The following is a 20,500-nucleotide window of genomic DNA, read 5'->3' on the forward strand; positions in this document are numbered from 1 at the left end:
TATGGCCGTGATGGTGCCACGTCACGTCGATGCGTCCATCGTCGTGTCCGAGCGGCGCGTCTTCGAGGCGCTGCGGTCCGCGTCGTCGAGCGACAATTGGACGGTCCTCCATTCCCTCGGGGTTTCGAGCGCCTGGACGGGCGAGTTCGGGGAGATCGACTTCGTCGTCCTGATCCCAGGTCTCGGCATCGTCTGCATCGAAGTGAAGGGTGGGGGCGTCTCCGTCGCGGACGGCGTCTGGACCACCCGCAACCGGTACGGCGCAACGGATCGATTGAAACGCAGTCCCTACCGTCAGGCCCAGGAAGGCCAGTGGAAGCTGCTGGCCGCGCTTAAGGCGAAGTTCGGGGCAGGCTCGCAGGAGGCGCGTTGTCCCGTCGGATGGCTCGTCGTGTTCCCGGATGTCGCGAGTCCACCGCGTACCCCGGAAGCGACCGGGGACGAGGTCATCGCCCGGGACGAACTCGATGGCGATATTGGATCCCGGATACGGACCACACCCTCGCTGGCGAAACTCGCCGGGCGGACGGATCTCGTCGCCCCGAGTGCGGCGACCTGTTCGCGGATGCTGTCCTTCCTTCGCCCGGATTTCGAGCGGGTGCCATTCCCGGCATCGGAGCACTGGGACACCGAGGAGCGTCTGAAAATCCTGACGGAGGAGCAGTTCGAGGCCCTCGACAACGTCTCGGACAACCCTGTCTGTCTCCTCCGTGGTCCCGCGGGAACAGGCAAGACCCTGATCGGCATCGAGCAGGCTCGCCGGATCGCCCAGACGGGGCGCAGCGTCCTCGTCTCGTGCTTTAACGGAGGGCTGGGCGGGTGGCTGCAGGACGCGACGGCGGGCTTCGGACCGGGGCGCGTCGTGGCCGGCCACCTGCATGGTCTTCTCAGGGACCGGATCGCAAACTCTCCCTTCGCCGAGGATCTGCGACAGGCGGAACAGGCCGGAACCTCCGGCGATCAGCTGTACGGGCGCCTCTACTACGAACTAGGAGCGCTCGCCATCGAGGAGAGCGGGGAACGCTTCGACGTCATCGTCTTCGACGAGGTCCAGGATCTGCCGTCGCCGCGGCTAGCGGAGCTGCTGAAGGCGTGGTCGCACGCCGCCAGTGGCACGTGGATTCTCCTGCTCGGCGACTTCACGAGACAAGCTCTCTACACGGGCTCGTCCGACGCATCGCTGGAGCTTCTGAGGGCGTCGCTCGGCGATGTCGCCGTCTTCAACCTCCGCCTCAACTGCAGGAACACGCGCCGGATCGCGATGCAGACGGGCATCCTCAGCGGCTTCGGGGAGCAGCGGCTGAGCGACCGGCAGCCGGAAGGCGAGCAGGTCAGCCTGCAGTTCCATGCCGACCGCGCCTCAGGGCTTGCGAAACTCGAAGCGGTCGTGCGGCAGCTTCGCGAGAGCGGCATTAAGGCCGCCGACGTGGTCATCCTCGGAGCGCGGCGCAGGGAGAACTCGCTGCTATCGTGCGTCTCTAACGTCGGAGGCTGGCCCGTCAGGGACATACACGCTCCCGGGCAGGGCGTCGCCTACGCGACAGCCCACGCGTTCAAAGGCCTTGAGCGGAAGGTGGTCATCGTCATCGACGCCGACGCCCGGAACGAGGACGAATCGGACGCGATTCTTTACGTTGCCATGTCGCGGGCACGCCTGCGACTGTTCATCCTCGCTCCCGAGACGTCGCGTCCCATAATGGAGAAGAGGTTGACGGACGCTGTCCTCGCCACCCTTGCACAGAAGGCATCATGACCGGTCGCAGCGTCGGCACGACCCGCGAGGTGCGGGACTTCATTATCGACAGCCTTCGTCGGGAGCTGATCGGACCGGCGCCGGGCTACCCGCTCATGCAGGTCGATCTCTCCGCCGACCGCAAGCGCCATGGGCAGGAGATCCTCCGGCCCCAGGACCCACCCCGCTATCGCTACTCCGCCGGCATCCTGTTCCCCGCAGGCGTGAACTTCTCGGCGACGCTGGATGCCGGGGAAGAGGCCGCAGATGTCGAGGAAGCCGCCGCTGTCGGCGAGGACGGCGTGGGCGGCAGCGCGGCCGAAGCCGGCATCGACGACCAAGCCGAGATCGAAGCGACGGCTAGCGAGGACCGCACGCCCGACACGGACGTGGAGGTCGATCCCACCTCGACCTTCCTGCCCAGCACCATGGGGATCAGCTTTCTGGCGGACGTGAGCGGGGGGATTCGCGTCAAGGCGACCTGGGGCACCTATCACAAGGAGGCCGTCCCCGGTTTTCAGAGCTTCAAGAAGGACGGATCGGAGGCCGAGCTCTGGTTCCGTACACCGGACGAGAAGTCCGAGGACTATGCGCTTCAGGATCTCGCCGGCCGCGAGACCCGCATCCGCCTGCCGCGCAGGCGCATTTCTCCGCCGGCCCTTGCCGGGGAGCTCACCATCGATGTGATCAGCCGCCCGGCCGGAGGGAACGAGCGGCTGGTGACCGTCACGCTGGTCAACGTCGTCCAGAATTCCCGGCCCATTAACGAGAAGTGCTTCTTCCAGTGCTCCCTCTCGGTAGAGCCGCTGCCGGGCACCACCATCCTCGCTTATCCAGGTAGGCCATCCTCGATGCAGGACGAGGAGGAGGCCTCGCTGAGCCTGCTCTACCGCCACCGGCCGACCTACGCGGTCGGGCATGGCTGCGCCGCCGACTGGGATATCGGTGGCGAGGGTTTGCCGATCTGCATCCGAAGCGAGACGCTACCGGTCTTCGAACAACCACCGGTGCTGCCGCTTGAGGACGCGCCGGGCGTGGAACTCTCGATGCGGAGGCTCGCGGAAGCCTCCCGGGCAGATGTCACCGCCTCCTGCCGCGCCCTGGCGGATGCGTACGAGGCCTGGATCGACGAGCGGGAACGCGAGCTTGCGGCGGATGCCGGGCTGGCCGGCGAGCCGGAGCTGAAGGAGCGGGGAGAGGCACACCTGCGGGAATGCCGGGACTGCCTGGGGAGGATCCGAAAAGGCGTCGATCTGCTCGTCGACGACCCGGATGCCTTCGAGGCGTTCCAGCTCATGAACATGGCCATGGTGCGCCAGCGCGCGCACTACACCCTGTCATCCGAGGACGACAAGCGGCGTAAGTGGGTCAAGGGAGTTGGCGGCCAGGAGCCGACGGCCCTCTATCCCGCGCCAGCCTACCCGTACGAGACGCGATGGCGGCCCTTCCAGCTCGCCTTCGTCCTCATGAACGTTCGCTCGTTCGTCGAGCCCGGGCACGAGGAGCGCAGCCTTGTCGACGTCATCTGGTTCCCGACCGGCGGGGGAAAGACCGAGGCCTATCTTGGCCTCACGGCGCTCGTGATCCTGCTCCGCAGGTTACGTAATCCGGTCGACGCGGGTACCACCGTCCTCATGCGCTACACCCTGCGGCTGCTAACCACGCAGCAGTTCCAGCGGGCGGCGTCGCTCATCTGCGCGCTCGAACTGGTCCGTCGGGAAAATCCGAAGCGTTTCGGTGACCTGCCCATCACCATCGGGCTGTGGCTGGGTTCGTCAGTGACCCCGAACAGGGACGCCGCCGCCAGCGTGGCGTTCGGCAAGTTGACTTCCGAAGGGGGCGACAACCCCTTCGTGATCCTGTCCTGCCCCTGGTGCGGGATCGACATGGGGCCGCACGACTACGACGGCGCTACCCGCATATTCGGCTACCGGCGCGAGAAGAGGCCGGGCGGGGACCAGCACGTACGCTTCCGCTGCGAGGACCCCGGCTGCGCCTTCTCGACGGCGGATGGATTGCCCCTGGAGGTCGTGGACGAGGGCATCTATCGGGAGCCGCCAACACTACTGATCGGCACCGTCGACAAGTTCGCGATGATGCCGTGGAACCCCGAGGCACGACACCTTTTTGGCATCGACAACGAGAACGCGGTTACGCCTCCTGAGCTGGTGATCCAGGACGAGCTGCACCTCATCTCCGGGCCTCTCGGCTCCATGGTCGGCCACTACGAGACCGTGATCGACGAGTTCACGACCCGCGTGGCTGACGGGGTCCGTATCCCCGCGAAGATCGTGGCGTCGACAGCTACGATCGCACGCGCCGGACAGCAGGTGAAAGCTGTCTACGGTCGCGACGCCAAGCTCTTCCCGCCCCAGGGGCTCAGGGCGGGTGAATCGTTCTTCGCGCGTGAAGGATCCGGGCAGGCTGGCCGCACCTACGTCGGCGTCCTCGCCACGGCCGTTCCCTCGCACGTCACGGCGCAGGTCCGCACTCTGGCAACCCTGCTCCAGGCTCCCGCTCTCGTGGAGGCGACGACCGGCCTTGACGCGCTTGTCGATCCCTACTGGTCGCTCATCGTCTACTTTAACAGCCTGCGGGAGCTCGGCCGGGCCTCCACGCTCGTGCAGGCCGACATCCGCGAGTACCTGAACGCGGTCTGGGACCGAATCGGGCTCTCCTTCGAGGCGACCTACGGCGCCCCGGATCAGCGGCGCTTCATCAACAACTTCGACGAGCTCACCAGCCGGATGCGCAGCAGTGACATCCCGGGCGTGCTGCAGAAGCTCTTTACGGCGAAGCCGTCCACAGAGACCGTCGACCTCTGCTACGCGACCAACATGATCCAGGTCGGCTTGGACGTGCCGCGCCTCAGCATCATGTCGATCGTCGGTCAGCCGAAGGGGGCATCGGAATACATCCAGGCTTCGAGCCGCGTGGGCCGCGGGCGCGACAAGCCGGGGCTTGTCATTACCAATTTCAACCCATTCAAGCCTCGCGACCGGTCACATTTCGAGAGCTTCAGGCCATTTCATGAGAACGCCTACCGGCACGTGGAGCCGACCAGCGTGACGCCTTTCTCGATCCCGGTCTGCGAGCGTGCCATCCACGCCCTGGCTGTGGCCGTCGTGCGCTTCCGCTACCCGCAGCATCGCGACAGGCCGAACCTTGGGCTGTCGGACGCCGAGCGGAAGGCGGTGACCGCCATCGTCATGGATAGGGTCGCCCTGGTAGATCGCGACGAGGTGTCGAGGGCGCGCGCCACCCTCGACCGGTTTCTCGACGATTGGCAGCGTCGGAAACCCCAGAACTACGGAAAGGTGTCCGAGATCCCGGACGATCCGCTGATCTATCCGGCAGGGCGGGCGCTCCCGCAGAACCTCAATCACCTCATCGGAACGGTCAAGGCGACCGCAACGTCGATGCGGAACGTCGATGCGGACTGCGAGGCCACCCTGGTCTCGGCCTACGCGAGCGGGAGCGTCTGATGAGGTCGGGGTTCAGAGGGCACTTCGGCAAGGGCAAAGCCAGGGGCGCCCAGATGCAGCCTAGGAAGCTGCCGCGGCGGCGTCCCATACGCAGGTCGCAGGTCATCAGCCCCTTCGGAATCGGCGCGATCAACGACTTCAGGAACGACGAGGCCCTGATGTGCGCGGGGCTGGACCAGTGGTTCCCGGACGGGGCCGCACTGGATCCGGCTCTGGTCGTGAACGAAGAGCGGCTGGAGGCGCGCCTTGGGTGCAGCCACTTCAGGAAGCCCCCGGATTTTGGGGAGGGCGAGGGCAGCCCTAAGGTCAAGATCCCTCATGTCCGCTTTCCGCTGTGGCACTACTGCCCGCGATGTTTCCGCATGGGCAAGACGACGATCTTCGGCGGCCAGCCGCAATGCACGGAGTGCAAGAGCAAGGCGGGTCACGGCAGGCGGATGATCCCCGTCCGCATCGTGGCCATCTGCGAGCACGGACACATCGAGGACTTTCCGTTCCAGAACTGGATCGACTGCGCCTGCAGCGACGCCGATCGCAAGCTGTTCTTCAAGGCGGGGCGGAGCGCTGCCAGCCTCGCCGGCATCAAGATAAACTGCGACAAATGCAAGAAGAGCCGCTCCTTGGCAGGCTCCTTCGACAAGGATGCCCTGACGGGCTACAAGCAGTGCGGCGGCGCCCAGCCCTGGCTGGGCCGCGAAACCGGTGTGACAACGTGCGGGCAGGCCCTGCAGACCGTCCAGCGAGGCGGGGCGAACGTCTACTTCCCCCTCGTCACTAGCTCGATTTACATCCCGCCAACACGGACCGCAGAGGGCGACCTGATCGCCCGAGTTCTCGACAACCCGACCGTGTGGCGCACGCTCACTAGCGTCACGGTGGATGGGAAGGTGCCGAAAGAAGCCTGCGCGATGATCGCGGGCGTGTACCAAGTCGATGCCGACGCACTCGCCAAGGCCGTGGCAACCCGTCTCGCGGGATCTGCCGCCCTGGTGGTGGCGACGACCGAGGAGGAATTTCGCAAACAGGAATACGATGTCCTTAGGAGCGGCGGCGGAAGGCCCCAGGACGACCTGTTCGTGGAACGCATCGAGGGCAGCCGCTACGGCTGGCTCGGCCGCTTCGTCGCTGGCATCGGTCTCGTTCGCAAACTGCGCGAGACGCGGGTGCATGTCGGATTCTCCCGGCTCATGCCCCAGACGGACCGCGGTGATCCGGCCGTCCAGCCACTCGGGATCGCCGATACCATCGATTGGCTCCCAGCAATCGAGGTGCGTGGTGAGGGGATCTTCGTCGAGTTGAGGGCCGACGCAATAGAGGAATGGCTCAGGGACGGCGTCGCTGGCAAGCGTGTCAGGCCGCTCATCGGCGGGTACAATCACAAGCGGGTCGGGAGGAGGCTGGCGGCAAGGCCGGTCGACGCGCGGTTCATCATGATCCAGACGCTTGCCCACGCCCTCATCAAGGAGCTGACGTTCACCTGCGGCTACGGCTCCTCGTCGCTGCGTGAGCGCCTGTACTGCAGTATCGAGATCCCCAAGCAGCCCATGAATGGATTCCTGATCTACACGGCGTCCGGCGATTCCGAAGGCACGCTGGGGGGGCTCGTCGCGCAGGCGGCGCCCGGACGCTTCGAGACGCTGGTGCACGACGCGCTCGCCAGGGCATCATGGTGCTCGAACGACCCGGTCTGCATGGAAAGTCCTGACGAGGGGGCGTTCTCGTCTAATCTCGCAGCCTGCCACAGCTGCGTGCTGCTGCCAGAAACGAGCTGCGAGGAGGGTAACAGGCTGCTCGACCGGGCGCTGCTGGCCGGCACTTTCGACGATCCCGACGTCGGCTTCTTCCGGGATCTCGATTTCTCCTGGGCGCAGTGAGCGAAGCTCCGCCCGACGATGGGGCGCCGAAGAGGCTGCATCGCGGCGACATTATGAGCCCCGAAACCCGGAGCGCGGTAATGTCGCGCATCCGGGGAAAGGGAACCAAGCCGGAGACGACCATTCAGGCCCGGCTGGAGGCGAAGGGGGTCGCCTTCGAGATGCATGCCCGCGATCTGCCGGGCCGGCCCGACTTCGTGATGCGGGCGCAGCGGGTCGCGGTGTTCGTGGATGGCGACTTCTGGCACGGGCACCGGTTCGACGAATGGCGCCTGAAACTCTCGGAGAAGTGGGAGGCCAAGATCACGGCGAACATCGCCCGCGATCGCCGCAACAGGACCGCCCTCAGGAAGGCGGGCTGGTCGGTGGTTCGGGTCTGGGAATATCAGGTCAAAGCATCGCCCGCGCGCTGTGTACGCCGCATCGTCGCGGCATGCGCGAAGTCCCCACAGGCATCGGTTCCGTCCGATGCCCCTTGATAATCAGCCAAGATCCACAGGAGCTGTTTCCTTCAGGTGTTGTTCGTTGGCAGCCGACCTGGCAGCCTGGCTGGTGTAGCTTGACCGAGCGTGGGCAGGGCCTCAGGGGGTGGTAGTGGTTCGGACGGTTGATCTCTTCTGTGGAGGAGGCCTCAGCAGCTGGGGAGCCAGCATGGCCGGCGCCGAGATCGTGGCCGCCGTCGATGCCTGGGATGTCGCCGCGCGCACCTTCAAGCGCAATTTTCCGCACGCGAGGGTCGTCAACAAGCGCCTCTCCATGGACGCAGGTCCCGAGATCCTCGGCCGGGATATCGGCAAGATTGATCTGCTCATCGCATCCCCCGAATGCACCAACCATTCGATCGCGAAGGGAAACAAGCCCCGTGACGAGGAAAGCCGGCGCTCGGGAAACTTCGTCGTTGAGTTCCTTCGGAAGATGGGCAGCTCCGCGCCCCGATGGGTCGTCCTGGAGAACGTCACGCCGCTCCAGAACTGGAAAGGCTATGACGGGCTGCTCGGCGGCCTGAGGCTGCTTGGCTACGATGCGGAGCCGGTGGTGATCGACGCGTCCGAGTACGGCGTGCCGCAGGCGCGCAAGCGGCTCTTCGTGATCTGCGATCAGGAAGCCAAGCCCCGGATGCCAGAGCGGACGCATGTCGTGCCTGTCACGGCCCGTACCTTCATCCGGCCGTTCGGCACCTGGAAGGCGGGTCCGCTCTTCACGCCGACCCGGTCGGAGAACACGCTGGCCCGCGCCCGGGTGGGCATCGCCGCGCTCGGCGAGGGAAAGGACTTCCTCGTGATCTACTACGGGTCCGACAAGGCAGGGGGCTGGCAGTCCCTCGACCGGCCGCTGCGGACGATCACGACGCTTGACCGGTTCGGCCTCGTGCAGTGGCACGAGGGACAGCCCACCCTGCGCATGCTCCAAGTCCCAGAACTCCGTGATGCGATGGGGCTGGCGCCCCGCAAGCCGGCCCGCGGTCCCAGCGCCAACTTCAAGCTCACCGAGGGTAACCGGCGCGATCAGATCCGCATCATCGGCAATGGCGTGGCCGCACCGGTCATGACCGCTATCGTGCGCTCCCTGACCACGAATGTTCCGGTCGCCATTTCGACCCTCGCACCGATCGCCGTGGCTGCCTGACCCGCGGATACCGACACACACGAGCGCGTGGTCGCCGGGATCGACCGGCTGAAGGCCAGCCTCGTCGCGCACCGCGGATGTCCTCGGGGCCGCCTGCTCGCGCCGCTCGGCGCGTCCGTGCCTTTCATCTCCCCCCACCGCACGCCCAGCAACAATGACGTGTAGCTTGCTCGTGATGCATCCGAGGGGGTCAAAGTTGTATGCCGATACCCATCACATAGGGGCCATTCTATACAAATATTCACATGCTACCTTGGCATCAAGGCGGACGACGCGCTGCTGACGTCCAAACAGACAGACATCTGACGCTTACCGCGGCGACCCACTTGGGCCGTCGCACCTATAGCTCTTTCGTCCGACAAGGGTCGACACCGGCCAGTAGGGTGTCGGCCCGCTCAAGGTCCGGAAGTGGCGTCTCCAGCTGTTCGGTGATCTGCCTCAACGTCCGCAAGGTGGCGACCCCTGAAAGTCGGGACTTGGCGCGATGCTGCCCTACGCGCCGACGAGGCGCTGGACTTCCACGGCACGAAGAGCGGTGGTGATGGCACGGGCGCGCGCTACAGCCCGTGGTCCCCCGCCGCGCTCCTGTCGCGTGCGGGGCCGCGTCGGTGACGGCCCGAGCCGTCGCCATCCCGGACGCCGCCATGCCCACCCCGCTCACCGATGCCCACCTCGCGCTGCTGCGAGCCGCCATTCACCATCCTGACTGCCTCCTGATCCCTCCGGACCGCCTGCTCGGCGCCGCCCGGGCCCGCATGGCGGCACGCCTCGTCGCCCTCGGCATGGCCGTGCCCGTCGCCGTCACGGCGGACGGGCCGAAGTGGCTCGCCGAGCCGGACGGGAGCCCCACCGGTCTCAAGCTCACCGAGGCCGGCCATAGCGCCGCATCGCCGGGGCCGGTGCAGGAACCCGCTGCCGTCGTTGGCAGCAGCACCGACGGCCCCGACGCGGCAGGACCGATGGAGGGCATCCCGGGCGGCCTCCGACCGCCGCGGGTCGGCAGTAAGGCGGCGCTGCTGCTCGACCTCGTCGCTCGGGACGGTGGTGCCACTCTCAACAGCATCGCCGACGCGCTCGGCTGGCAGTGCCACACGGTCCGGGCCGCCCTGACCCGCCTGCGCCAGGGCGGGACGCCGATCGAACGCGTGGCGGGGGAGGACGGCCGCAGCCTGTATCGCCTCGCGGTCGCACACCCGCGGCCGAATGAAAGAGCGATGGGCACCGCTGACGCTCAGGACGGCGCGGCATGAGCGCGGCCCCTCCCCCGCCCTCTCCGGCCGACGCCGCCCGCCTCAGCCCCGAGCCGGGCCGGGCCGATCAGCAGCTCGCCGCCGACCTCGCCGCCCTGCCCGGCCTCGACCTCGACACCCTGCGCGCGCTCTGGCGCAGGCGGCTGCGCGGCACGCCGCCCGCCCTGGCGCGCCCGCTGCTGGTGCGGCTGCTCGCCTACCGGCTCCAGGCGCGCGCCTTCGGCGACCTCGACCCCGAGTCGGCCCGAGCGCTCGACCGCGTCGCAAAGGAGGGCAGCCGCCGACGGCAGGCCGGTGAGGCGCGCTCTGCGGCCGTGCCGCCCGTCGCCCCCGTGCCGCGTCCGACGGGCCTCAAGCCCGGCACGGTGCTGATGCGCGAGCACGGCGGCGAGACGTATCACGTCACCGTCGTCGCGGGCGGCTTCGCTTGGCGCGGCGCCACCTACGCCAGCCTGTCCGAGATCGCCCGCGCCATCACGGGCACGCGCTGGAACGGGCCGCGCTTCTTCGGGCTGCGGGAGCCCGCCAAGCGCGGCGGCGACGGGGCTGCGCCATGAGCAGCCTCGCCGACCGCGGTCGCGGTGCGCCCGCCGCGGCCAGCAAGCCGCTCCGCTGCGCCATTTACACCCGCAAGTCGACCGAGTACGGCCTCGAGCAGGAGTTCAACTCCCTCGACAACCAGCGCGAGGCCGGCGAGGCCTACGTGAAGAGCCAGGCGCACGAGGGCTGGCGCCCCCTGCCAGAACTCTACGACGATGGCGGCTTCTCCGGCGGCAGCCTGGAGCGGCCGGCCCTGAAGCGCCTGCTCAGCGAGGTCGAGGCCGGGCGGGTCGACGTCGTGGTGGTCTACAAAGTCGACCGCCTCACCCGCTCGCTGGCCGACTTCGCCAAGCTCGTCGAGCTGTTCGACCGGCACGGCGTCAGCTTCGTGTCGGTGACGCAGGCCTTCAACACCACGAGCAGCATGGGGCGCCTCACCCTCAACGTGCTGCTGTCCTTCGCCCAGTTCGAGCGCGAGGTGACGGGCGAGCGCATCCGCGACAAGATCGCGGCGTCCCGGCGCAAGGGGATGCGCACCGGCGGGCCGGTGCCGCTCGGCTACCGCGTGGTCGACAAGAAGCTCGTGCCCGAACCGTCCGAGGCCGAGACGGTGCGGTCCATCTTCGCCCGCTACCTCGCGGCGGGCTCGCTCGGGGCGCTGATGGCCGAGCTCGATGCGGGCGGAATCATCACCAAGGTGAGCCCACGGCGGGACGGCAGCGTGCGGGGCGGGGTGCGCTTCACCTTGGGCTCACTCGCCGCGCTGCTGAAGAACCGGTGCTACGTCGGCGAGGTGGTGCACAAGGGCCGGCACTTCCCCGGCGAACACACCGGCATCGTCGATCCCGAGCTGTTCGATGCCGTGCAGAAGCAGCTCGCAACCGGGGCGCGGCGGGCGGGCCAGGACAACCGGGCCGCCCCTGCCCTGCTGACCGGTCTCATCCGCGACAGCCGCGGCCACCGCATGACGCCGAGCACGGCACAGAAGAAGGGTCTGCACTACCGCTACTACGTGTCCTCTGTGCTGGCTCAGGGCCGCAAGGCCGAGGCGGGGAGCCGGCCGCGGGTGGCCGCGCCCGACGTCGAGGCGATGGTGTTGGACGCCCTGCGCGGGGCCGGCCTGATCGCGCCCGACGCGGCGGAGATGCAGGCGGCGTGGCTGGCGGGCGCGGTGTCCGAGGTCGTGGTCCACGCGGACCGGCTTGAGATCGCCCTCCAGGCCGCTCCGGAGAGCCGTGACGCCGAGACCCTCACCGTGCCCTGGCCGGCGCCGCCGCGACGCCGGCGAGGCATCCTGGGCGCGCCCGAGGACGCCGAGGTCCGGCCGATCCGGGCCGAGGCGCGGGCGCGCCTCGTGCAGGCCATCGCCGACGGCCGGGCTTGGCTGGCGGACCTCACGTCGGGCAGGGCTCGCGACACGCGCTCCATCGCGCTACGGGAAGGCTTCAGCGACCGGCACATCAGGACGACGGTCAACCTCGCCCTGCTGGCCCCCGACATCGTCAAGGCGGCGCTCGACGGCACGCTGCCCGACGGCATCGGCGTGGTGCGCCTGGGCGAGGTCGGGATGGGCTGGGCCGAACAGCGCGCCGCGCTGCGGCTGGTGTGGGGACGGCCCCCACGCTCCAGATGAGGATGTCCCGGCTGCGCTGGCTGAGGGCTCATTCGCTCAAAGGCACGAGGCATCCGTCCGCCCGCACGAGGGCATCTCCGACGATGTCGTACCGCCCCGGCAGCAGGCTCTCGTAGGGCACGCCGTTCCACACGCCGCCGGGGCGCAGGGCGGCGAAGATGTCGGCGTAGATCCCGTCTGACGTGGCGCCGCCCCCGGTCAGCACGCGCCGGCCACCGGGTTCCTCGTGGACGTATAGGACCAGGGATCCCTCGCCAGGGCGCGACGCCTCGGCAGCGCTCTTGGCCCTCCCCAGGCTGCGATGCTGCCCGACATCGGCCGGAGAATGCTCATGGCCCATCGTCGCCCCTCTCACCTCGGCTCGGGCGCGCACCATAGGGTCGACCTCGGTGGTGGCCATAGCGACGAGGCAAGCTCTCACGTCGGCGCGGAAATGGCCGAGGGCGGCCATCAGTTATCGACGCCGCACCAGATCCTCAATGTCCAGCTCGAGAGCGACGGCGATCTTCTGCAGCACGGTCACAGTCGGGTTGCGCACGCCCCGTTCGACCCCGCTGAGGTAGGTCTGATGGACCCGGCTGCGGTCGGCGAGTTCCTCCTGCGACAGGCCCGCCTCGCGTCGCAGACGCTGCAGGTTCAGCCCGACTCGCCCCCTGACATCCATGGGCGGAGATCAGCGAGTTGAACCCGGTCGGCCCACAGCCTATGAGTCATAAACGATGACGGGGCACCTCTCCGTCCACCGATCCCGCCGAGGTCACGCCAGCATGACGGACGACAGCACCGCCGAGCGGCAGCCTGCCGCGCTCGGTTCAGACCTCCCGCCGGAGCAGCCCGTCTCGGATCGATCATGGGCGCATCTCGACCGGCTCAAGGTCGGCCGCTACGGCGAGTGTTTCGTCAAGATGGCGCTGGTCCGCGCGGGGCTCGACGTGTTCTCGCCCGAGGTCGACGACAAGGCCATCGACCTCGTCATCCGCATCCCGTCCTCGCCACCGCGCTACCTCGACGTGCAGGTCAAGACCGCGAGGGGTTCCACGGGCTACGTGTTCATGCGCAAGCGCCACTTCACGATCGAGGCGAACCGCTATCTCGCCCTGGTGCTGCTGAACGAGGGCGACGCGCCCGAGATGTATCTGATCCCGTCAACGGCCTGGCGCGAGCCGCAGTCGCCGTTCTCGTCGCGCGACTACCCGGGCCTGAAGTCCGAGCCCGAATACGGTCTGGCGCTCACGCCCGCCGCGCTGCAACGGTTGCAGGCGTTTCGGTTCACGGGGCAGCTGGACATGCTGGCGACGGACGGGCCTCTCCACCTCGTCTAAGAAGCGGGACGGGCAAAGGTCCTGCCCGCCCCGAAGCGCGCCCTCAAAGCTCGCGGATGCGGGGCGCGTTATAGACGTCGTCGAAGGCCCAGATCATGAACTGCACCATGCTGTCGACCTGATCGTCGTGCCGGCCGTTCGGGAAGGCCAGCACCTCGGTCTTGAGATCGTCGAGCCAAGGTGCTTCCGCCGGCAGCCAGACCTTGCCGCCGGCGATGGACGCCGCCTGCGAGAAGGCCCGCATGGTCTTGTCGCCCTCCGGCACGATCTCCTGGATCGGGATGGCGGTCGCGTGGCGGAGCTCCTGGATCAGCGAGATGCCAGACGACTTGTCCTCGATCAGCACCAGCTCGGGCTTGTGCCGCTCGTAGAGCGCCATCACGCGCCCGCGCAGGCTCGGAGCGTCGAGGCGCGCTCGCTGGAGGTCGAGCAGGTAGTAGAAGCCGTCTCGCATCAGCCATGTCGTGCAGACCGAGTAGTCGTTCAGCTCGCCCGCCTTCGAAGCCGTGTCCCAACTCTGGACAACCGTATCGCCCGGCCGCCGCCGGGGCTCTACGGCGAACCGCCTGAACCAATCCCAGGCGATCATGTTGCCGCCGGCCGGCACCGGGTCCTGCTGGTACTGGGCTGAAAATCCGTTCGGGCCGAGGTTGGCCTTCATCTGGTCGAGAACCCGCATTGGCTCGCGCTCGGGATGCAGGAGGTCGCCGGCGCGGCGCTGATGATGGCGACCGAAGCCGATGGGGATCCGCTCCTCCTTCTCCGCGATCGCGGGCAGGTTGAGATGGGTCCACCCGCCCTTGTCGAGCAGGTGGCCGGCGAGATCGTCGACGTGCAGGCGCTGCATGATGAGCACGAAGGCCCCTCGCTTCTTGTCGTTCAGGCGCGACGAGACCGTGAGGTCGAACCAGGCCTTCGCGGCCTCGCGCATCGCCTCCGAGTCGGCATCGGACGGCTTCAATGGGTCGTCGATGATGACGACATCTCCGCCGCGCCCTGTGAGCACGCCGCCCACCGATGTCGCGAGCCGGCCGCCGTGGCGGGTGGTCTGAAACTCGCTTTCGCTGTTCTTGCGCGGGCTCAACACCGTTCCGGGGAACGTGTCGCGGTACCAGTTCGACGCCATGATGGATCGTGTCTGGTTCGAGAACTCGCCGGCGAGCGGCTGCGCGTAGCTGGCGCAGATGACTCGCGCCATCGGGTTATGGCCGAGAAGCCAGGCCGGAAACGCTACCGAGCCGAGCAGCGACTTGCCGTTGCGCGGCGGGAGCGTGATGATGAGATTCTGTGTTTCGCCCCGGGCCACGCCCCCGAGGGCGTGAGACATGGCGTCGATGTGCCAGTTGTGACTGTAGGTGTCGTTCGGCGAAACCGTGGCGAAGCACTTTCGATAGAAGAAGGCGAGATCGCCGCGCAACGCGGCCCGAAACTGACGCGGGTCGCTCATGGCGCATCCTGCTCCGGCTCGCCCGGCCCACCGAGCTTCTGCAGGTAGTCAGCGAACATCGCGTCGTCGGCGGCGTCGAGTGCGCCATCCCGCACCTCGGGTTCCGACAGGGCGACGCCGGTCCGGCCGAGCAGCGCGAGCAGCATCATGCCGGCCTTGGCGTCACCTTTAACGGCCCGGTTGATGAGGCCGATGATCCACAGGTCGAACTTCGACTTGCGGGTCGAGCGCCCATTGTTGGTGACCGGAACGCTCTCCTGCAGCGCCGCCGTCAACACGGTCTTGAGGTCGAGCGAGCCCTTGGTCCGACCCTTCGGATTCCCGGACTGCCCCTTGCGGAACTGCCCCGATTTCGGCGGCTTGCCATAGCCGACCTCATAATCGCCCGTGGGCTTACGCGGCTTCATGGTAGCTTTCTCCCTCTGCAGCGCGGCGCACGGCCGTGGTCTGCGCAAAAGTGGATCCCGTGCCGTCCAGCACGGCCTGGCAGCCGGTGAGCGTCTCCCAACGGCGCACCGCGACGTCGACGTAGGCCGGATCGAGCTCGATCAGCCGCGCCCGCCGGCCGGCCTTCTCGGCCGCCAGGATGGTCGTGCCCGAGCCGCCGAAGGGGTCGAGAACGATCTCGCCGCGGCGCGAAACATCGCGGATGGCTTCGGCGACGAGGTTCGTCGGCTTCACGGTCGGGTGCGCGGCGAGGTCGGCCGCACGGCCGGCGTGGAAGGTGTTCTGCCCGGGAAAGTCCCAGACGTTGGTGCGGTTTCGGCCGTTCTTTCCGAGCGCGACGTTGTTGGTGTGCGGCGCCGATCCGCTCTTGTAGACGAAGACAAGCTCGTGCTTTGATCGGTATAGTGAGCCCATGCCCCCGTTGTCCTTGTTCCACACGCACAGGTTCTTCAGCTCGGAGTAGACGCCCTTGGCGGCCGCGAGGACCTCGCCCATGTGGCGCCAGTCCATGCAGACGAAGTGGACGGCCCCGTCTGCGGCGTTGCCGGCCATGAGCTCGAAGGCCGAGCGCAGGAAGGCTGTGAAGGCGGCCTCGCTCATCTCGCCCGAGGCGGCGGCGAACTCGCGGTGCTTGTTGCGCCCGAGGCCGGACACGTGGCCGGAGATCGGCACGTTGTAGGGCGGGTCGGTGAACACCATCGCGGCGCGCTCGCCGACCATCAGCCGCTCGTAGCTGGTCGCCTCCAAGGCCGAGCCGCAGAACAGCCTGTGCTCGCCCAGGATCCAGACATCGCCGGGCCGCGACACGGCGGGGCCGGGCGCGGACGGCGGCACGGCGTCCTCCGGGGCCGATCCGTCCGCGGCGTCGAGGATGAGGCCGATCTCGCCGAGGTCGAAGCCGGTCAACTCGAGCTCGAAGTCGAGATCCTGCAACTCGCCGAGCTCGATGGCCAGCAGACCCTTGTCCCAGCTCGACAGCTCGGCCAGGCGGTTGTCGGCGATGCGGTAGGCGCGCCGCTCCGCCTCCGACAGATGATCGAGACACAAGGTCGGCACGGCCGCGAGGCCGAGCTGCTTGGCGGCGGCGAGACGTCCGTGGCCGGCGATCACCGTTCCCGTCCCGTCGACCAGGATGGGGTTGTTGAAGCCGAAGCGGCTGATCGACTCGGCGATGCGCGCGACCTGCTTGGGATCGTGCTTGCGGGCGTTGCGCGGGTCGGGACGCAGGTCCGCGACGCGCCTGGGCCCGATCTTCGGAGCCAGGCCCGCGAGGGGCGGCCCACTTTTATGGACCTGAGTAGGAGCTTCTTTTCGGCGTGCCACGATGGTTCTCCGGTGTGAGCGAGGAAAGGCTACGGCCGGCCGCGCTTGCGGACGGTCGTGCGGGGGAGCGTGTCCATGAGCTGGTGGACCGCATTGGTGAGCTCGAGCACGATCGCGACTCGGCCGTGGCGGCTGAAGGCGGCGAGGCGCTCCGTGAGCAGCCCGATGTCGCCCACGTTGCCGCCGGCCAGCCCCCACTCGTCCGGCCGCGGCCCGCTGTCCGGCCCCACGCTCGCGCCCGCCGGCGCGATCACGAAACACATGTCTCGCGCCTGCTCGACGAGTTCGCCGTCACGGATGGCGTCGGACAACTCCTCGTCCGACAGGTCGGGGCGGAGCTTCGCAGGGTCGGTGGCCGCCAAGCGCGCGAAGGCCGCCTCGAGGTCCACGCGGGTGTCGCGCAGGAACAGCACGACCCGGCTCTGGGGCATGCCGCCCCCGAGCAGGCGCACGCCGACCAGCAGCGCGAGGGCTTGGTAGGGCCGGTAGGCAATCTCGGCGCCCTGCCCCGGCGGCGGGCCGTCGAAGAAGGCCGTGTCGCCGGAGGCGCGGTCGAACAGGCGCGCCTCGGGTTTGCGGTCGAAGTCGAGCAGGCGCTTGACGTTGGCGCGCAGCACGGCCGCGGGGGTACCCCGGCCGGCCTCGATGGCCGTGATGGCCTGCTCGACCTGGCTACGCTTGTATCGCTGGGTGCTGCCGTCGCTCATGGGAGCGATGTAGCAGTCCCCTATATGGGTGTCTAGTCATACCAATTACGAACGCGCACCGCGCCTCACCGGACCTGTGCGATCAGCCACGGGGTGAGCCCGGCCGCCACGACCTTCTCGGCCAGGGCCCGCCCGCTCCACACGTGCACGTCGCCCCTGCTCCCGGCGTCGAGCCCGCCCTCGGGCGTGTGGCACAGGAAGAACATGCGGTCGCAAGCGTGGGCGTCGGCCCGCGCCACGTAGTCGTCGAGCACCGCCTGTCCGGCACGGGATTTGACCTGCACCATCGCCCGTTCGCCCGTGGCGGGCTGCTCGACGAACAGGTCGGCGTCGGCCAGCGTGCCGCCCAGGCGCGAGCGCCGCCGCCAGCCCAGCGCCGCCAGGGTCAGGTCGGCCAGGATCTCGAAGTCGGTCTCGTGCAGGCCCTTGATCAGCGATTCCACCGCGTCGACCAGAGCGTGCTCGACCGCCAAAGTGTGCTCGACGGCGTCGTCGGCCCGGCCGTTGATGGCGCGGCACACGGCGTCGATCTCACGCAGCGAGCAGATCGTGCGCTGATAGGCGCGGACCTGGGTGACGCGCGAGCTCAGGCGGGGGATCAGCAGTTCGTCGTCGAAGATGCTGTGGCAGCTCCAGCCGCCGATAATGCGGCGCGCCACGACGCCCATGCTGCCGTCCTCAGTCATCCGAAGGTCGACCACCTCGGGCTCAGCGAAGCCCCACCACAGGCGCCCCTCGGCCAGGGTGATCCAGAGGCAGTCGGGCCCGAGCGTGTACACGTCGCGCAGCTCGCGCATGAGCTGGCCGACCTCGCGGGCTGCGGTGCCGGAGGCGAGCAGCGTGTCGCGGGCCCCCTCCCAGTCGCCCTTGAGGCAGAGGTCGTGCGGCTCGTGGGGAGCGCCGAAGCGGAGCGTGCCGGTGTCGATGCCGGTTTTAGCCCAACGGCCGCCGGAGCCGAGGCGGATGAAGCGGGCCTCGGATGGGGCGATGGGCGCGCGCGGGATCGGGGCGGAGGCGAGCGGGGCGGACAGGTCGTTCATGGGATGGCTCGGTGCTGTGTCGGGCCGGGCGGGATGCGCCGGCCGACGACCACGTCGCTTCCCGTGCGGGGCACAGTCCAGCGGAATGATCCCAAAATGGGATAATCCCGATCCAGCATGACCCTGCGCGCCATCGACCACTGGCGTGCTTATGGAAAAGACGCTCCGCTCCGACGCCCATACACATCTGTGCGAGTCGTTGAAGCGGGCCCGCGACGAGGCCGGGCTGACGCAGGCCGCGGTGGCGGAGCGGCTCGGCAAGCCGCAGAGCTACGTGGCCAAGACGGAAAGCGGCGAGCGGCGGCTGGACGTGGTGGAGTTCGTGGCCCTCGCGCAGGCGCTCGGGGCAGACCCGGCTTCAATGATGGCGTCGCTGGCGCAGGTGACAGCAAGCGCGGGAAGAAATGGAAATTCGGGCGACGGGCTCATCGGCCCGGAGTGCGACGATGTGACGGCAACCTGATCACCGACAGGCCAGCGGTCAATTTATGTTCCACCTCCGGGTCGGCCCTGCCCTACGGTGGACGGGCGTCAACCGTCGCTCCTGGCGCAGTCTATGCGCTTGGTCAGGATCATGGCGCTCTTCAGAAGCTTGTTTTGATAAACCACGGCATCTTCATCAAGCGCGAGCGGATCATCGTGGCAGCGTTGGTGAGGCGATTACCAAATTTTATCATAGTGATAATACGCTGAAGTGTGGTTGGCTTAGCGTAGCCACTGATTGATCTCGCGCTCAGCGGCGAAGCGGACAAGGATTAGGCGGGTACCTTTTCCACTCGCTTGGTCCTGCCAGCGCGGTCAGAGAGCCACTCCAATGCGAGTAGTAGGACAAGCAGGCCACCGATCGCCGTGCCGATCCCTCCCGTTGCCGGCCAGCCACCTCGGTGGTAGCTCACCGTCCCCAGGATCGATCCGACCGCACCACCGGCGAAGAGGCAAGTCATGTAGACGGCGTTGACGCGTCCGCGGTGCTCGGCCGCGACGCCGAAGATCACTTTCTGACTCACGACCTGAGTGGTCTGGACTGCAGCATCGATGAGGATCGCCAGCACCGTCAGGACGATCAGGGCCAATGTTCCCGCCCCGGTCCAACAGGAAACGAAGAAGGATAGGCTGAGCACTAACATCGCTGCCAAGCTCGTGGCTCGGCTCCGGCCCTGGTCGGCCAGCCGGCCCGCGACGGGGGCCGCCATGGCACCACCGGCACCTGCCAGTGCAAACAGGCCGATGCCTTTCTGTCCAAGGTGAAAGCGGTCGGCGAGCAAGAGTGGGACAGCGGTCCAGAACATGTTGAAGGCGCAGAACATCAGAGCTTGGTAGGCGGCGCGCCATCGTACGGCCGGCATGGTCCGTATCAGCACGACCATCGAGACCAGGATCTGGCCATAGTGGGCCTGAGCCTTGGGTCGATAGGTGGGCATCATCACGCTCAGAGTGAGCCAGATAACCGCCATCAGGCCGGCCGAGAGCAAGAAGACCGCGCGCCAACCCAGCGCCGCCGATAGGAACAGGGCCGCGGGCCGCGCCAGCATGATGCCAGTGAGAACGCCCGCCATGACCTTGCCGACTGTCCGGCCTCGGTTGGCGGGCGGGACGAGATGGGCGAGAAACGGCAGCAGAACCTGGGCGCCCGTCGAGCACAGCCCCACCGTGAGCGAGGCGGCGAGGAAGACGCCAGCGCCAGAAGCGGTCGCGGCCCCGACGAGGCCGACCATGGTCAGGCCCACCGTTACCAGCACGAGCCGTTTGTTCTCGACGATGTCGGCCAGCGAGACGAGGAAGAACAGGCCGATGCCGTAGCCGATCTGGGTCATGCTGACGATCGAGCCCGCAAAGTCGGAGCTGACCCCGATGGCGGGACCGATCTCGGCGACGAGCGGCTGCGCGTAGTAGAGGTTGGCGATCAGGGCTCCGGCCGCCAAGGTCAGAACGCCCAGGAGGGCCGTCGACGGCTCGCCCGGCCCCTGGTCGATCGCGCTCGTCGGTCGAGGGCGTGATGCATTCACCATGGTCGCGGATCGCCTTAAATGTTTGAGGGCCTCCTGATCCTGCGACGCTGAAGCCGTGACAGGGC

General features: G+C 67.9%; 18 protein-coding genes. 10 read left to right on the plus strand and 8 right to left on the minus strand.

From position 1 onward, the window contains the following. Window position 1: 1 nt before the first annotated feature. The 8 genes from L7N97_RS10825 (at window position 2) to L7N97_RS10860 (ending at window position 12,140) form a co-directional block, all read left to right on the plus strand. Window positions 2-1,753, plus strand: coding sequence for a nuclease-related domain-containing DEAD/DEAH box helicase (locus L7N97_RS10825; RefSeq protein ID WP_237478297.1), 1,752 nt, complete (start codon window positions 2-4; stop codon window positions 1,751-1,753). Continuing rightward, window positions 1,750-5,217, plus strand: coding sequence for a helicase-related protein (locus L7N97_RS10830; RefSeq protein ID WP_237478298.1), 3,468 nt, complete (start codon window positions 1,750-1,752; stop codon window positions 5,215-5,217). Before L7N97_RS10825 ends, L7N97_RS10830 begins: the two co-directional genes overlap by 4 nt. Continuing rightward, window positions 5,217-7,091, plus strand: a complete 1,875-nt coding sequence (drmB, locus tag L7N97_RS10835; RefSeq protein WP_237478299.1) for a DUF1998 domain-containing protein — start codon at window positions 5,217-5,219, stop codon at window positions 7,089-7,091. Before L7N97_RS10830 ends, drmB begins: the two co-directional genes overlap by 1 nt. A gap of 53 nt (window positions 7,092-7,144) precedes the next feature. Next, window positions 7,145-7,570 (plus strand): very short patch repair endonuclease, encoded by a 426-nt coding sequence (locus L7N97_RS10840; RefSeq protein ID WP_255721644.1) that lies wholly within the window; start codon window positions 7,145-7,147, stop codon window positions 7,568-7,570. A 115-nt stretch (window positions 7,571-7,685) separates the two neighbouring features. Continuing rightward, the gene (locus L7N97_RS10845) at window positions 7,686-8,717 is read left to right on the plus strand and encodes a DNA cytosine methyltransferase (RefSeq protein WP_309242788.1); all 1,032 of its coding nucleotides are present in this window, start codon (window positions 7,686-7,688) and stop codon (window positions 8,715-8,717) included. Window positions 8,718-9,361: 644 nt separating this feature from the next. After that, the gene (locus tag L7N97_RS10850) at window positions 9,362-9,967 is read left to right on the plus strand and encodes a DUF3489 domain-containing protein (protein WP_237478302.1); all 606 of its coding nucleotides are present in this window, start codon (window positions 9,362-9,364) and stop codon (window positions 9,965-9,967) included. After that, window positions 9,964-10,524 (plus strand): DUF2924 domain-containing protein, encoded by a 561-nt coding sequence (locus tag L7N97_RS10855; protein WP_237478303.1) that lies wholly within the window; start codon window positions 9,964-9,966, stop codon window positions 10,522-10,524. The genes L7N97_RS10850 and L7N97_RS10855 overlap by 4 nt, the downstream gene beginning before the upstream one ends. After that, window positions 10,521-12,140 (plus strand): recombinase family protein, encoded by a 1,620-nt coding sequence (locus L7N97_RS10860; RefSeq protein ID WP_237478304.1) that lies wholly within the window; start codon window positions 10,521-10,523, stop codon window positions 12,138-12,140. Before L7N97_RS10855 ends, L7N97_RS10860 begins: the two co-directional genes overlap by 4 nt. A gap of 28 nt (window positions 12,141-12,168) precedes the next feature. Here the strand turns inward: L7N97_RS10860 and L7N97_RS10865 are convergent, their stop codons facing one another. Both L7N97_RS10865 and L7N97_RS10870 read right to left on the minus strand, forming a co-directional pair. Continuing rightward, the gene (locus L7N97_RS10865) at window positions 12,169-12,591 is read right to left on the minus strand and encodes a hypothetical protein (protein WP_237478305.1); all 423 of its coding nucleotides are present in this window, start codon (window positions 12,589-12,591) and stop codon (window positions 12,169-12,171) included. 3 nt (window positions 12,592-12,594) lie between these two features. Continuing rightward, a complete protein-coding gene (locus L7N97_RS10870; protein ID WP_237478306.1) occupies window positions 12,595-12,804 on the minus strand; it encodes a helix-turn-helix domain-containing protein in 210 nt (69 codons plus the stop codon). Window positions 12,805-12,907: 103 nt separating this feature from the next. Here L7N97_RS10870 and L7N97_RS10875 point away from each other — a divergent pair, with 103 nt between their 5' ends. Further along, a complete protein-coding gene (locus L7N97_RS10875; protein WP_237478307.1) occupies window positions 12,908-13,462 on the plus strand; it encodes a DUF4365 domain-containing protein in 555 nt (184 codons plus the stop codon). Between the two features lie 43 nt (window positions 13,463-13,505). On the opposite strand, the gene terL is transcribed toward L7N97_RS10875, so the two are convergent. The 5 genes from terL to L7N97_RS10900 all read right to left on the minus strand — a co-directional run bounded on the left by terL (window position 13,506) and on the right by L7N97_RS10900 (window position 18,426). Next, window positions 13,506-14,909, minus strand: coding sequence for a phage terminase large subunit (gene terL / locus L7N97_RS10880; RefSeq protein ID WP_237478308.1), 1,404 nt, complete (start codon window positions 14,907-14,909; stop codon window positions 13,506-13,508). Next, window positions 14,906-15,316, minus strand: coding sequence for a DUF5681 domain-containing protein (locus L7N97_RS10885; RefSeq protein ID WP_237478309.1), 411 nt, complete (start codon window positions 15,314-15,316; stop codon window positions 14,906-14,908). Before L7N97_RS10885 ends, terL begins: the two co-directional genes overlap by 4 nt. Continuing rightward, window positions 15,303-16,679, minus strand: coding sequence for a site-specific DNA-methyltransferase (locus L7N97_RS10890; protein ID WP_237478310.1), 1,377 nt, complete (start codon window positions 16,677-16,679; stop codon window positions 15,303-15,305). Before L7N97_RS10890 ends, L7N97_RS10885 begins: the two co-directional genes overlap by 14 nt. Before the next feature lie 29 nt (window positions 16,680-16,708). Continuing rightward, window positions 16,709-17,386: a hypothetical protein gene (locus L7N97_RS10895; protein ID WP_237478311.1), complete on the minus strand. Its 678-nt coding sequence runs from the start codon at window positions 17,384-17,386 to the stop codon at window positions 16,709-16,711. 65 nt (window positions 17,387-17,451) lie between these two features. Continuing rightward, window positions 17,452-18,426 (minus strand): hypothetical protein, encoded by a 975-nt coding sequence (locus tag L7N97_RS10900; protein WP_237478312.1) that lies wholly within the window; start codon window positions 18,424-18,426, stop codon window positions 17,452-17,454. A gap of 199 nt (window positions 18,427-18,625) precedes the next feature. On the opposite strand from L7N97_RS10900, the gene L7N97_RS10905 reads away from it, so the two are divergent. After that, window positions 18,626-18,889, plus strand: coding sequence for a helix-turn-helix domain-containing protein (locus L7N97_RS10905; protein WP_237478313.1), 264 nt, complete (start codon window positions 18,626-18,628; stop codon window positions 18,887-18,889). 292 nt (window positions 18,890-19,181) lie between these two features. Here L7N97_RS10905 and L7N97_RS10910 read toward each other — a convergent pair whose 3' ends face one another. After that, window positions 19,182-20,435, minus strand: a complete 1,254-nt coding sequence (locus L7N97_RS10910) for an MFS transporter (protein ID WP_237478314.1) — start codon at window positions 20,433-20,435, stop codon at window positions 19,182-19,184. Window positions 20,436-20,500 lie beyond the last annotated feature (65 nt).

The sequence above is a fragment of the Lichenibacterium dinghuense genome, from assembly GCF_021730615.1.
In the GTDB taxonomy this organism is placed as follows: Bacteria; Pseudomonadota; Alphaproteobacteria; order Rhizobiales; family Beijerinckiaceae; genus Lichenihabitans; species Lichenihabitans dinghuensis.